This window comes from Nakamurella sp. A5-74 (genome assembly GCF_040438885.1).
Classification (GTDB): domain Bacteria; phylum Actinomycetota; class Actinomycetes; order Mycobacteriales; family Nakamurellaceae; genus Nakamurella.
This window is the reverse complement of sequence record NZ_CP159218.1, coordinates 3,344,898-3,357,325: the sequence shown is the minus strand read 5'-3', so window position 1 is coordinate 3,357,325 and position 12,428 is coordinate 3,344,898. Positions and strand designations below refer to the sequence as shown.

At 67.1% G+C, this 12,428-nt stretch carries 12 protein-coding genes and 1 pseudogene; 7 read left to right on the top strand and 6 right to left on the bottom strand.

Annotated elements, in window-relative coordinates; genetic code table 11:
* The first annotated feature begins 4 nt into the window (after positions 1–4).
* Genes ABLG96_RS15525 through ABLG96_RS15510 form a run of 4 tightly spaced genes read left to right on the top strand, consistent with a single transcriptional unit; the run spans position 5 to position 4,157 of the window.
* Positions 5–1,039, top strand: a complete 1,035-nt coding sequence (locus ABLG96_RS15525) for a GDP-mannose 4,6-dehydratase (protein ID WP_353648246.1) — start codon at positions 5–7, stop codon at positions 1,037–1,039.
* Complete coding sequence (locus tag ABLG96_RS15520) at positions 1,036–2,178, top strand: mannose-1-phosphate guanylyltransferase (RefSeq protein ID WP_353648245.1); 1,143 nt, start codon at positions 1,036–1,038, stop codon at positions 2,176–2,178. The genes ABLG96_RS15525 and ABLG96_RS15520 overlap by 4 nt, the downstream gene beginning before the upstream one ends.
* A gap of 60 nt (positions 2,179–2,238) precedes the next feature.
* Positions 2,239–3,345 (top strand): lysylphosphatidylglycerol synthase transmembrane domain-containing protein, encoded by a 1,107-nt coding sequence (locus ABLG96_RS15515; RefSeq protein WP_353648244.1) that lies wholly within the window; start codon positions 2,239–2,241, stop codon positions 3,343–3,345.
* 35 nt (positions 3,346–3,380) lie between these two features.
* On the top strand, positions 3,381–4,157 hold the full coding sequence (locus ABLG96_RS15510; RefSeq protein ID WP_353648243.1) for a class I SAM-dependent methyltransferase: 777 nt from the start codon (positions 3,381–3,383) through the stop codon (positions 4,155–4,157).
* A 51-nt stretch (positions 4,158–4,208) separates the two neighbouring features.
* On the opposite strand, the gene ABLG96_RS15505 is transcribed toward ABLG96_RS15510, so the two are convergent.
* The 3 genes and pseudogenes from ABLG96_RS15505 to ABLG96_RS15495 all read right to left on the bottom strand — a co-directional run bounded on the left by ABLG96_RS15505 (position 4,209) and on the right by ABLG96_RS15495 (position 7,586).
* On the bottom strand, positions 4,209–4,379 hold the full coding sequence (locus tag ABLG96_RS15505; RefSeq protein WP_353648242.1) for a hypothetical protein: 171 nt from the start codon (positions 4,377–4,379) through the stop codon (positions 4,209–4,211).
* Between the two features lie 1,000 nt (positions 4,380–5,379).
* A pseudogene (locus ABLG96_RS15500) lies at positions 5,380–5,751 on the bottom strand (ISAzo13 family transposase); the annotation flags it as partial.
* A 968-nt stretch (positions 5,752–6,719) separates the two neighbouring features.
* Positions 6,720–7,586 carry a helix-turn-helix transcriptional regulator gene (locus ABLG96_RS15495; RefSeq protein ID WP_353648241.1) on the bottom strand — a complete coding sequence of 289 codons (867 nt, stop codon included), beginning with the start codon at positions 7,584–7,586 and terminating at the stop codon, positions 6,720–6,722.
* Positions 7,587–7,671: 85 nt separating this feature from the next.
* On the opposite strand from ABLG96_RS15495, the gene ABLG96_RS15490 reads away from it, so the two are divergent.
* Positions 7,672–8,388, top strand: coding sequence for an SDR family NAD(P)-dependent oxidoreductase (locus ABLG96_RS15490; protein ID WP_353648240.1), 717 nt, complete (start codon positions 7,672–7,674; stop codon positions 8,386–8,388).
* A gap of 68 nt (positions 8,389–8,456) precedes the next feature.
* Positions 8,457–9,302, top strand: a complete 846-nt coding sequence (locus ABLG96_RS15485; protein ID WP_353648239.1) for an NAD(P)H-binding protein — start codon at positions 8,457–8,459, stop codon at positions 9,300–9,302.
* 439 nt (positions 9,303–9,741) lie between these two features.
* On the opposite strand, the gene ABLG96_RS15480 is transcribed toward ABLG96_RS15485, so the two are convergent.
* On the bottom strand, positions 9,742–10,605 hold the full coding sequence (locus tag ABLG96_RS15480; RefSeq protein ID WP_353648238.1) for a zinc-binding dehydrogenase: 864 nt from the start codon (positions 10,603–10,605) through the stop codon (positions 9,742–9,744).
* A gap of 151 nt (positions 10,606–10,756) precedes the next feature.
* A complete protein-coding gene (locus ABLG96_RS15475) occupies positions 10,757–11,302 on the bottom strand; it encodes a dinucleotide-binding protein (protein WP_353648237.1) in 546 nt (181 codons plus the stop codon).
* Between the two features lie 133 nt (positions 11,303–11,435).
* On the opposite strand from ABLG96_RS15475, the gene ABLG96_RS15470 reads away from it, so the two are divergent.
* Positions 11,436–11,993, top strand: coding sequence for a MarR family winged helix-turn-helix transcriptional regulator (locus ABLG96_RS15470; RefSeq protein WP_353648236.1), 558 nt, complete (start codon positions 11,436–11,438; stop codon positions 11,991–11,993).
* 169 nt (positions 11,994–12,162) lie between these two features.
* Here the strand turns inward: ABLG96_RS15470 and ABLG96_RS15465 are convergent, their stop codons facing one another.
* Entirely contained in the window at positions 12,163–12,426 is a 264-nt protein-coding gene (locus ABLG96_RS15465; protein WP_353648235.1) for a hypothetical protein, read from the bottom strand.
* Positions 12,427–12,428: the final 2 nt, after the last annotated feature.

Here is a 12,428-nt window from a genome sequence, read left to right as displayed (position 1 = left end):
GAAGATGGCATCCGAGCACCGCGGCGGCGGGCCGAAGGTGCTGGTGACCGGCATCACCGGTCAGGACGGGGGCTACCTCGCCGACCAGCTCGTTGCCCGCGGCGCCGAGATCCACGGTCTGGTCCGGGGCGACGACGCCGCGACCGACGAGTTGGTGCGTCGCACGCCCGGGGTCCGTCTGCACCTGGGCGATCTCGGCGACCCCGACTCCACGGCAGAGCTGATCCGTGAGCTGGCGCCAGAGCAGATCTACAACCTCGGCGGGCTCACCTCGGTGGCCCAGTCGTGGGTCGATCCATTGCTCACGGCCAGGATCAACGCGCTGACCGTCGCCGCGATGCTGCACAGCGCCTGGGAGCTGACGGCCGCCGGGCATCCGGTGCGGTTCCTGCAGGCTTCCAGCGCGGAGATCTTCGGCAACCCGACGGCCCGGGTGCAGAACGAGGACACCCCGATCATGCCGGTGACGCCCTACGGTGCCGCCAAGGCCTACGCACACCATCTGACGAAGGTCTACCGCGAGCGCGGCATGCACGCAGGGTCGGTGATCCTCTACAACCACGAGTCGCCGCGGCGACCCACCCAGTTCGTCACCCGCAAGATCACGGCCGCCGCTGCCAGGATCGCCGCGGGCGACCGCACGCCGCTGCTGCTGGGCAACCTGGATGCCCGGCGTGACTGGGGATGGGCGCCGGACTATGTCGATGCGATGGTGCGGGCGGTGCAGCTCGACACGCCCGACGACTACGTCATCGCGACCGGTGTCTCGCACTCGGTGCGCGAGTTCGTCGGGGCGGCCTTCACCGCTGCCGGGGTGCACGGGTGGGAGCAGTACGTGCAGGTCGATCCGGCGTTCTTCCGGCCGGTCGACGCAGTCGAGCTCACCGGCGATGCGAGCCGGGCCCGGACCGTGCTGGGGTGGGAGCCGACGGTGTCGTTCGACGAGTTGGTCAGCAGGATGGTGCAGGTCGACATGGCCCCCGCGGGGACAGCCGGTCCCGGCGCCGTGGGCGCGAGTGATGAGAAGGAGCTGGGATGACGGACGGTGTGCAGCAGGACGGTGTGCAGCAGGGCGGTGTGCAGCAGCGGGTGGTGGAACCCGATTTCTGGGCGGTGATTCCGGCTGGTGGGGCCGGAACCCGGTTGTGGCCGCTGTCGCGGTCGTCGGCGCCGAAGTTCCTGCACGACCTGACCGGTACCGGCCGATCGCTCCTGCAGGCAACCCGTGACCGGCTCGCTCCGCTGTCCGGGGATCGGATGATGGTCGTCACCGGCGTCAAGCATGCGGACGCGGTGCGCGCCCAGCTGCCGGAGCTGGCAGCCGATCTGGTGGTCGCGGAGCCCTCGCCGCGGGACTCGATGCCGGCCATCGGGTTGGCCGCGGCACTGATCGCGGCCCGCGATCCCGAGGCGATCATCGGCTCCTTCGCCGCAGACCACGTGATCAGCGACGAGGACTCCTACCGGGACTGCGTCCGCGAGGCGATCGCGGTGGCGCGGACCGGCCGACTGGTGACCATCGGCATCGAACCCTCCTATGCCGCAACAGGTTTCGGCTACATCCAGGCCGGTGAGGCGCTGGACGTGGCCGGTGCGCCGCACGCGGCCGCTGTCACCTCGTTCGTCGAGAAGCCGGACGTCGACACTGCCGCCGGCTACCTCGCGCAGGGGGGCTATCGCTGGAACGCCGGCATGTTCGTGGTCAAGGCAACAGTGCTGCTGGAGCTGCTCGCGAAGTACCAGCCCCTGCTCGCCGCCGGTCTGCAGGCGATCGCCGCCGCTCCGGAAACGCTGCAGGAGGTGTGGCCCTCGCTGACGAAGATCGCGATCGACCACGCCGTCGCCGAGCCGGCCGCTGCCGACGGCATCGTGGCCGTGGTCGCAGGCACCTTCGACTGGGACGACGTCGGTGATTTCGCTTCTCTCGCCCCACTTCTGGCCGATGCTGCCGGGCTGCCCGGAACCAAGGTGCTCGGCGATGCCGGCGCTGTGCTGATGCACGACGCCGACGGTCTGGTGTCCACCTCCACCGGTCGCACCGTCGTCGTGCTCGGCCTCTCCGACGTGGTCGTCGTCGACACCCCCGATGCGCTCCTGGTCACCACTCGCGAGCGGGCGCAGGACGTCAAGAAGATCGTCGACGCCCTCAAGGCGGACGGCCGCGAACACCTGACCTGATCCTCTGCTCCTGGTGAGCCCACGGCCGCAGGAACCCGGTGCCGGTAAGGTCGCTCCACGATGACCGAGCACGCAGATCGCCCCGGATCCGACGATCCGACCGGAAGCACCGACCCGTCGCAGCCCGCCGACCCGTCCGTCGAGGACGCGGTCGAGATCGTGGAGCCGGAGCCGGAGCCGGTCGACGCTCCCAGCGGCCGGCGGAAGATGCTCCTCGTCGCGGTCAAGGTGCTCGGCATCGGCATCGCCCTGCTGGCGATCTTCCTGTGCGTGAAGGTGATCGTCCAGGAGTGGTCCGCCGTGCGCGCCGCGGTCGCCGAAGCGAACATCCCGTTGCTGATCGCGGGCTTCGTGCTGGGCGGTCTCGGCGTCTGGGCGCAGGCGTTCCTGTGGTGGCGTGCGCTCGCGGTGTTCGGGGAGCGACGCGGTTTCGGCAGGACCACCGGCTGGTTCTTCGGCGGCGAGCTCGGCAAGTACCTGCCCGGCGGGATCTGGCCGGTCGTCGGCCGCGGCGAGCTCGCCCGCCGACAGGGAGTCCCGCGGCCGATCGCCTACGCCACCACCCTGCTCTCGCTGGGGCTGCTGTGTGTCGGCGGCGCTTTCGTGGCAGGAATCCTGACCCTCTTCTTCGCCTTCGGCGGCGGACGGTTCGGTCTCGAGATGCTGGTGTTGTTGCTGATCCCCATCGGGATCATCGGGGTGCATCCGGCCGTCGTCGGCCGGTTCCTCGCGCTGGCCCGCAAGGTCACCAAGGGCAAGCTCGACCTGCAGCCCCGGTCGTGGGGCACCATGCTCGGTCTGGTCGCCGCCGCGCTGCCGGTCTGGATCTTCATCGGCGCCCAGGCGGTCGTCGTCACTGCAGCGCTCGGCCTCGACCAGCAGCCGTCCAGGGTGGCGTTCGCCGCGATCGTCGCCTGGGTGGTCGGTCTCCTCGCGATCCCCGTCCCCGCCGGGGCCGGGGTGCGGGAGGTGCTGTTCGTCGCCATCAGCGGTCTGGCGGATGGTCCCGCTTTCGCGGTGGCGGCGCTGTGCCGGGTGTTCCTCATCCTGGTGGACGGGCTCGCCGGCGCCGCGGCACTCACGCGACAGGGCAAGCGTCCACCGCAGACCGGAGAGAAGGTAGCGACGACCGCCACGAGGCCTGCCGGATCCGCGGCGTCACCATGACATCATCGACGATCGGCGAACCAGAAGGAGTGCTCGTGACGCAGGCAGTACCAGAGGACAGAAGTGCATCCACCGGAGCCACGTCGGCGCGAGGTACGTGGGCGTGGCGTGCCAAGAGTCTGTACGCAGCGGTTGCCCGCGCTGCGGGAAAGGCGCTGGTTGCCACCAGGATCCTCCCTGCGACCGTCCCCCCGCGAGAGCGTCGCATCAAGCATTGGCTGGCCAGCCTCTCCAGGGTGCACAACTCGCTGGGCATCGCCGAGCTGGATGTGCCCTGGTGGACGTACAAGGCGATCGACGAGGTGGACGCCTGGCTGCAGGCGCGCCCGCGGCCCATCCGGGTGTTCGAGTACGGATCCGGCGCCAGCACGTTCTGGTTGGCGAAGAGGGTCGACGAAGTGTGCTCCGTCGAGCACCACCAGGGCTTCGCTGCCATGATGCGTCCCGAACTGGCGAAGCTGGGCAACGTGACTTTTCTGGAGGTGCCGGCGCCGAGATCGAGCAGCCCGCGGGTCGGATCGGCCAAGCCCGGCAGTACCGACCTGGACTTCCACGACTACGTGCATGCCATCGACGGTGTCGAGGGAATGTTCGACATCGTCGTCATCGACGGCCGGGCCCGCGAGGAATGCCTGCGGGTAGCTCGCACGCGGGTGGCCCCGGACGGCATCATCGTGTTCGACAACTCCCACCGTGCCCGCTACCGCACGGCGATCGCGGAGTCCGGGTTGCCCGAACGGGCCTTCGGCGGGCTCACCCCGACCTTGCCGTACCCGGACCGCACGTCGGTCATCACCCTCCACCAGGCCTGATCGACGAAGACCGCGCCCGCCCACTCATCGGCCGGTCCGTGTCGGGCGGTCTCAGCGACGCGGGCTGTGGACCTTCGGCTCGCACGAGGCGATCACGTCGCGGCTGATGCTCACGGTCTGCTGGGCGTCCATCGGCGACAGCACGTGGCCCGGCATCACCGCCAACGGATGCCGGCGACGCGCGTCGGCAAGGCGGTGTGCGGCGCGTTCCCAAGCGGTCACGGTGTCTCCCCAGGGCGATGTCGGATCCGACCCGTCACTCCAGTCACAGGAGTAACACTGGTCACACTCTGACACGCCAAACGGGTTGTTCCGGGCGCGCTCCGGGCGTGTCGTTGCCGATTCTGCACCCCCGTCGGTCGATGGTTCGGCCACTCGCGGTCCGTGAATGGGGGTCGGCAGGGGGCCTCGGGCGCCGCCGCGGCATCGACAACTGCGATCGGTCGCCGCCGTCGGGCCTGTCAGGCGCGGTCGTGGAGGGTGACCTGGTACCCGAACATGAACAGGAAGTAAGCCGCAGGCTACTTATGCTCAGTCCGAATTTAGCCTGACGGGTGACGAGACCCCTGCCGATTGGCTCCGGGGGACGCCCCCCTGACCAGCGATGATGGCAGTAGGGGAACTCACCTGGGTCCGCCGATGGAACGATGTAGACGTGATCAACCTGGGTAGAAGAGGTCGGGTCCACACTCGGCTCGAGAGGAACTGGTGTGGTTCGGCCTCGCACTCTGCGTGGCCAGTCTGATCTGGTTCGCCCGATCGGGGGCCGGCTGATCGTCGTCTCCGCCGCCGCCCAGGAGCGGGTGGAAAGGCCGTACCAGCACCACCCAGGTGATGTTTGAGGATTGGGCAGCTGTCGTCACGTCTTCCGTGCTCAGCTCAATCGTGGAGATTTGACGACTGGCCGTCACCTTCAGCGGTGTAAGTGTCGCCTTTAGAGCCGTTTGCGCGACGTTGATCGTCGCTTCGAAGACGTGGGGATGTACCCTTAAGGGTGACGCCCACGGCGTCCCCCTGCCGCGCCTTGACGACCATATTAGCGGCCCGCAATGAGCTGCTTCGTACGGCCGGAGTGCCTTGGAGGCTCCCCAATGATCGATCCACGTTCTTTTCGTGCTGCCCACTTGTCGGCCGGTTCGACCGGCCGCGGTCGCCCTTTCCCATCAGCTGCTCCGGGCGGTGCCCCTAGTGCTGGCGGTATGGGTCCCGCTGGCTCTGGCGCCAGCAGCCTGCTGGCGTCGGGATAGGTGCTGGCGCCCATGGTGTTCCACCACCGGCGTATCGATTCGACGGCGAACTGGCCGGTGTCGGCGTCGGTGCCGACGTTCACCCAACCGGTGTTCGCGGCGATGTCGTACACCCCGTACGGCGCCACCTTCCCAGCTTCCTGTCGACGAAGTCATGGACCAGAGTCTGCGTGGGGTTCGCCCTGCGGTTCCCATTCCCGACCACTGGCGGTGAAGTTCCCGATGAGCTCCTTCTTCTTCGTATCGACCGAGATCACCGGATCACCGGCAGCGGTGAACGCGGTGGCCCGGTCGGCCAGATACCTGAACTGCGCGTCCCGATCGACGTGCTGGTTGCCTTCGATGGTTTCGTGGTGCTCTGTGATCCGGTCGACCAATCGACCGTTTTCGGGTCCAGCGGCACCATCCGTTCGGCGTCCAGCTTGCCCAACGGCATCTTCAGCCAGGCCCCCGCGCCGGGACCTCAGGAACTGGACTGCGTGATCGACGAGTTCGCCGATCCGCAGCCCGGTCGCCCGAGCCAGCAGCAGGGCGTCGGCGCGGAGCCGGTTTCCCGATTCACCGAGCGCGGCGGCCTGCCGCCGGTCGGCGTCCGGCGGCAGGTAACAGGGCAACGGCCGGGGCAGCCGGGGAGCGTCGCGGGGGATGATGAGCCGCCGGCCGGGTGCCAGCTCACGGTGGCCGGTGACCTCGATCGGCGTGGCGCCGTAACGGTCGCTGCTCGTACGTGAGTTCGGAAACGGTGCCAGAAAGAGCCGGAAATGGTGCCAAATAGATCGAGGATTCACAGGCCTAATCGGCGCAGCACCGGCCGCGATCGTCGCCGATCCTGGGTTGAGCATCGTGGAGCTTCGCCGGGTCCTGAACCTGACCCACCCCGGAACGGTTCGCCTCGTCGACCGACTGCAATAGCTCGACTGGGTACGCCGCGAACACGGAACAGGCCGCACCCTTCGCTTGGAACCCACACAGGCCGGGCGACGAGCGGAACGGACATTGGCTGCTGCCCGAGCCCACGCCGTCAGCAAGCTGCTCGGCGCCCGTCCCGAAACCGACGTGCACGCGCTGGCCCTCCTAGTCGATTCCATGCTGCGCACCACCACCGTAAATGTTGATGCGACGCGCCGCCTATGCCGACTGTGCGACCGCGACGTGTGCGCACCCTGCCCGGTTGAGTAGGGCTTGCGATGTAAGAGGTCGCTGGATTCTTGAAGGCCACCGATCTCCCGGTCGAGCCATTCGCGCAGCAGCCAGGCCCGTCGAGGTCTTCCGGATGGGCGGCGTAGGAACCTCCATCATCGGAAGACCTCGACCCTCAACCGGCGACTGACGCGCTCGGCGCCGACTGCGAAGAAGCGGTTTCTGTTCCGATGACGGACAGGAGACGAAGGGACTCGCTTGCCGATGATCGGGGTGGAGCGGTGAACACGATGATTCTCAGGTCCGAACCGTGAACGGAGAGCACGTCGCAATCCAGCTCGATCGACCCGACCATCGGGTGATCGATGATCTTGCTCACTCCGCCGTGGCGGCCAACGCCCGCGTGGCCCCAGATCTTGTTGAACTCTGCGCTGGAGGAAAGTAGGTCTCGAACCATTGCGGCCAGGTCGTCATCGTTTGGGTAGCGGGCGGTGACCTCCCGAAGGTCCGCGACTAGAGAGTGTTTGTACGCTTCCGGATTCGGGTGACGCACGGGCCCGGACTTACCGAGGAAGGTCCGCCACACGAGGTTGGCGCCTCGGTGGGGCCGCTCGCGTTCGTCTCCGGTCACTGCGGACCAGAGCGCGTTCTGTTCGACTCGCGTCCACGCGGCGTCGAAGACGGCGATCGGGACGTCGGGAAGCCGGTCGAGGAGTCGTTGCACGCTCGGGGTGATGTGCTGCGGGACCTCGGCCTGAAAGTGGCTGGCGTGTCCGGCAAGACGACAGGCCAGCTCGTATTCCGCGTCCGAGAGGCGCAGGGCACGGGCGAGTGCGCGGATGACGCTACGGCTCGGGTGGGATCGCCCCTGCTCCAGGCGCTTCACGTAGTCCGCCGATACCCCGGCGAGCCACGCCACTTCCTCACGTCGAAGTCCTGGTGTCTTGTCCGACCCGCGTCCGAAGGGGGAGCCGACATCGTGCGGTTGGATGCGCCCCCGCCATGCTCGCAGCATCGCACCCAGTTCCGAAGATTCGCTCATGCCATTATTGTCGCCAGTTTTAGCGCGGCCAGGGTGGGACAGATTGGGCCACGCCGATTCCTTCGCGCCCAGCGAAACTTGTCTCATGACACAGCAATTTGCAGGGACACCGCGGATCGCGTTGGTGACCGGTGCGAACAAGGGCGTCGGCTTGGAAACTGTTCGTCGCCTCGTCGACGGCGGGTATCGGGTCTACTTGGCCGCACGGGACCAGGAACGAGGCCGAGCAGCCGCCGCCGAAGTCGGTGCGACACCGATTGTGCTCGACGTCGGAAGCGACGAGTCCGTCGCCCACGTCGCTGACCTCGTGCAGCTGGCGGAAGGACACCTCGACCTGCTCGTCAACAACGCCGGCATCACCGGGCCGCTGCGCGACGTCCACGACTACACCGCCGCAGACATCTCAGAAGTGCTCCTGACCAACGTCGCAGGATACGTCCGCGTCATGCACGCTTTCCTGCCCCTGCTCGAGACGTCCCCGGATCCGCGGATCGTTAACGTCAGCAGCGGAATCGGTTCCTTCGGCCTTTTCCATGATCTAGACCGGATCGAAGCGACCGCCGGCACGCCGCTCTACGCGGCCTCCAAGGCCGCCATCAACATGCTCACCGTCCGGTACGCGCGGCTGCTCCCCCACATCCGCATCAACATCGCCGACCCCGGCATGACCGCCACGGACCTCAGCGGACAGCGCGGCCACTCCGTCCAAGACGGCACCGACGCCATCATCACCTTTGCCTTCGCAGACGAAGGCGGCCCGAGCGGCACCTACCGAGACCGCGACGGCGAACTGCCCTGGTAACTCGCTTCAACAATCTCACCGAGGTAGCAACCCCAATAAGCGCAGTAACCCCAACGAAAGGAACAACCATGTATCTCGTAATCGGCGCTACAGGCAACGTCGGAGGTGAGCTGGTCGAGCACCTCCTGGACCAAGGACAGAAAGTGCGCGCACTGGTCCGCGACGCATCCCGCGCAGCGGTGCTGCCCCCGGGCGTCTCGATCGCCGTCGGCAGCCTCGAGGACCCAGCAAGTCTGGCCGCGGCCGCGGACGGTGTCGACGGGGTGTTCTTCATGCAACTCGCTCCCATACCCGCACAGGCGCAAGCATTCATCGACGGCGTCCGCTCCGTGGGCGTAAAGCGGGTCGTTGTGCTGTCCTCGGTCGGAACGCGACTGCACCCCGCGCCCACGATCGGGGCGTTCATCACCGCCCGGGACGACGTGTTCCGCGCCTCCGATCTCGACGTCACCTATGTGTACGCCAACGGACTCATGTCCAACGCGCAGTGGTGGGCTCCCACGATCCGCGAGTCCGGGCAGGTCATCGACAGCACCGAGCCGGGAAAGATCGGCGTTGTCGACCCTTACGACGTCGCGGCCGTTGCGGCCGTCGCGCTCACCCAGCCTGGCCATGTCGGCCACGGCTACTTCGTCACCGGGCCCGAGGCCCTGTCCCCCAGTGAGCAGACCGCAATCCTGTCCGAAGTTCTCGACCGGCCACTGGAATTTGTCGCCTCGACGCCCGAAGAAGAAGCTCAGCGCAGCATTCAGAGGGGGACGGCTCCGCAAATGGCTGCTGCCCGGCAAAACCTCGACGAACTTTTCAAGCTGAGCCGCGCCGGCATTCTCACCGACGACGTCTCCAACCTCACCGGCAACGCACCGCGATCGTTCCGCACCTGGGTCCAGAACCACACAACCGCGTTCGCCTGATCTCCGACAATAGTAAGGCCCGCTAAGCATTCGTCGATGAACCGCGAAGACAAGATCGATCCTCGGCCGCTAGCTATCGTGGGGTGTGCCGCAGCACCGCGTGGTCCAGCAGACAGAAGCTATCGAGGTCAGGGCCACAGAAGTGGCGTCAGACACGTCGAGGTCTTCCGAATGGGCGGCGTAGGAACCTCCATCATCGGAAGACCTCGACCCTCAACTGGCGACCGACGCGCCCACCCCTACACCGTCAACTGCGAAGAGCCACGAAGGGTCTTCGCATCTACCGGATACTCGATCGCCGTCCGGCGGTATTCACGGTCGGAGGCGCGCTGCTAGGTGTGGGCCCAGCGTGGGTGCGGCTGTTCGTTGCTACTGGGCAGGGGATGCCCGGGGCGGCCGCAACTTGAGCCAGAACCACTTACCGTGCAACTTCACATTCTCAGGTGGTGAACACGACGCGGCTGCGGCCGTAGTCGGAGACCCAGGCCTGCTCGACCCGGGCCAGCGGTACCTGGATGACCTCGATCTGCAGGTTCGCGGAGTCGGCGATCTGCAGAGCCTCGGCGGAAGCCTGCAGGATCTCCGGGACCCGCACTGCGCTGATCCCGGCGCCCATGAGGACGACGGAGGCGGAGCCCAGCACGCTGGTCGGCACGTTGGTCGCCGCGCCCGCCGAGGTGCCGGCGATGACGTAGCGGACCGGTTTGGCCGCTTTGTGACCACTGGCGATAGCGGCCAGCACGGTCTGGGTGGGTGGGCCGGAAAGGTAGTCTAAAACGATGTCGATGCCGCCGTCGGCGAAACGCGCTGCCAGCGCGTCCTGGACGTCTTCGGGATCGGCGGTGAGGTCGATGGTGGTATCGGCGCCCAGCTCGATGAGCCTAGCCAGTGCCTCGGAGCTGCGGCCGGTGACGATCACCCGGGCGGCGCCGAGGTGTTTGGCGATCTGGACGGCGACCTGCCCGGTGGTGCCGGTCGCACCGTTGATAAGGACGGTTTCGCCGCGTTGTAGCCCCGCGCGGGTGCGGAGCGCACCGATCGGCGACTGACCCGGGTTGAGGATCGCCGCGGCGAGCACGTCGCTGACCCCGTCCGGAACCGGTAGGCACAGCGCGTCCCGTACCAGCGTCTTCTCGGCCATGCCACCGAAGGGTGCTTCCGGCAGCAGGAACGCGACGCGAGCGCCGCTCCCGGTCCGACCGACGCCGTCCAGGCCGGGTACCAGGGGGAACCCGCCGGTCATCGAGTAGTGCGTGCCCGCCGCCCGCGCCCGGGTGGCGTTGGACAGCGCGGAGGCCGCCACGTGGATGACCGTCGCCCCATCTTGCGGTTTGGGTTCGTCGAACTCACCGTATATCGGTGTCTGATTCGGACCTGAAACGATTGCGGCTTTCATTGATTGCTTCCTCATCTACCGGTTGTTTGAAAACATTGGGGTATCAGCCCGTGTCTGCTCAGAGCTCTCCGGGCACAGCGAACCGGTAGAACACCCCACCGACCGGCTGAACGCCCATGAGCAGCCGGGCGGCGGCGTCCTCCAGGTCGCGGGCCCGGGACAGATCACCGACGTGCACCGGGTCGTAGCCGGCGTCCCGGATGAGCTGCTCGGTAATCTCACGGGCGCCCTCGTCGGCGACGTAGCAGTTGCTCGGTCGCACCCTTTGTTCGCGCACCTTGTCGAAAAGCCCCCCAAAATTCATGTTGAAGCTCTTGGCGACGGGGGCGCGGGTGAAGGACTTCACCTCCTGGGCGTAGGACGGGAAGCTGCCATGACGCTCGGGCAGGATGTTCGTCGCGTCGATCGCGATCTTTCCCTCCAGGCCGGTCACCGCGCTCAGCGCCGACGAGATCTTCGCGCCGGGCACCGCGATCAGCACGACGTCGGCAGCGGAGACATCCCCACTGTCCCGGCCGAGCTCATCAACCTGGTGGCCCGCCGTCCGCCAGAGCTTGGCCAGGCCCCCACCGATCGTCCCTCGCCCTATGGTCACAATCTTCATCTCGGTCTCCTTCGGTCGATGGTTGCGGATACGGCGCCGACGCCGTATTGCCGGGCCCGATGGTTTACGTGTGAACTAAACGCTACGCCCATCTTGGTCACACCTCAACCAAACGCTGGCTAGATTGACATCCATGACCGAAATGAGGTGGCTCGACGATCGGGAACAGCGGGCCTGGCGCAGCCTGATGGCCATGCAGGAGGGCCTCGGGGAGTTCATCGATCGGCAGCTGCGCAATCGATGCGACCTGTCGCACGCCGACTTCCAGGTTTTGGCCCATCTCTCGGAAGCAGCCCAAGGTCGGTTGCGCCCGTTCGAGCTCTCCCATCTGCTGCGCTGGGACAAGGGTCGGCTGTCGCAGCACCTGGGCCGGATGCAGACTCGGGGCCTGGTCTCGCGCGTGCGATGCCTGGAGGACCGGCGGGGCGCGGTGGTCTGCATGACTTCGCGAGGTAGCGAACTGATCGAAGCGGCTGCCCCGCAACATGTCGCCGACGTCCGCTCAGCGGTCATCGATCAGCTCACCCCCGGGGAGCTGGCGACACTGACCGCCATCGCCGACAAAGTCCGCGACCGGCTCACACTGCTTGGCGAAATCGAGGCCGCAGGGTCCTTCCGTAGACGATCCGTCACCGGGCACCCAGGTACGGCGAGCAGCACGACGTCGGCGTCGGCGGCGTCCCCACCGTGATGCCCCAGTGCGGTCACCTCGTGCCCGGCGGAGGTCCACAGGCGTGCCAATGTCCCCCGATGGTGCTCGGAGCGGCGTTCCCATGATCTCGGCGGCCGGTTGTTGTGATCTTTGTCAGGACTCCTGCGATGCTGGCGTCGTCTTTGATTGATCGACTGGTCGCGGGCTCCTACGCGTGGTGGACGGCGTCGTCGTAGCTGAGGCGAGGTAGGCGATCGAACCAGGCGCCGGGACCGGGGGTGCCAATGTTGACCACGAGATGCGAACGCCACGTGGTGTCGGGGAAAAACTCGGAGTCAACGGCGGCGTCGTCGAAGCCGATCATGGGGCCGGCCGCGAGCCCGACAGCTCGGATGGCGATGATAAAGTACGCCGCCTGCAACGCGCCGTTGTAGCGGGCGGCGCTGTCGCGCATCTCGTTGGCGGCGAACACAC

What these genes read in the sequence shown, in the direction of transcription:
- ABLG96_RS15490 (WP_353648240.1), top strand. Translation starts at nt 7,672, where the DNA reads ATGACACAGCAATTTGCAGGGACACCGCGGATCGCGTTGGTGACCGGT.
- ABLG96_RS15525 (WP_353648246.1), top strand. Translation starts at nt 5, where the DNA reads ATGGCATCCGAGCACCGCGGCGGCGGGCCGAAGGTGCTGGTGACCGGC.
- ABLG96_RS15475 (WP_353648237.1), bottom strand. Translation starts at nt 11,302, where the DNA reads ATGAAGATTGTGACCATAGGGCGAGGGACGATCGGTGGGGGCCTGGCC.
- ABLG96_RS15470 (WP_353648236.1), top strand. Translation starts at nt 11,436, where the DNA reads ATGACCGAAATGAGGTGGCTCGACGATCGGGAACAGCGGGCCTGGCGC.
- ABLG96_RS15515 (WP_353648244.1), top strand. Translation starts at nt 2,239, where the DNA reads ATGACCGAGCACGCAGATCGCCCCGGATCCGACGATCCGACCGGAAGC.
- ABLG96_RS15495 (WP_353648241.1), bottom strand. Translation starts at nt 7,586, where the DNA reads ATGAGCGAATCTTCGGAACTGGGTGCGATGCTGCGAGCATGGCGGGGG.
- ABLG96_RS15520 (WP_353648245.1), top strand. Translation starts at nt 1,036, where the DNA reads ATGACGGACGGTGTGCAGCAGGACGGTGTGCAGCAGGGCGGTGTGCAG.
- ABLG96_RS15485 (WP_353648239.1), top strand. Translation starts at nt 8,457, where the DNA reads ATGTATCTCGTAATCGGCGCTACAGGCAACGTCGGAGGTGAGCTGGTC.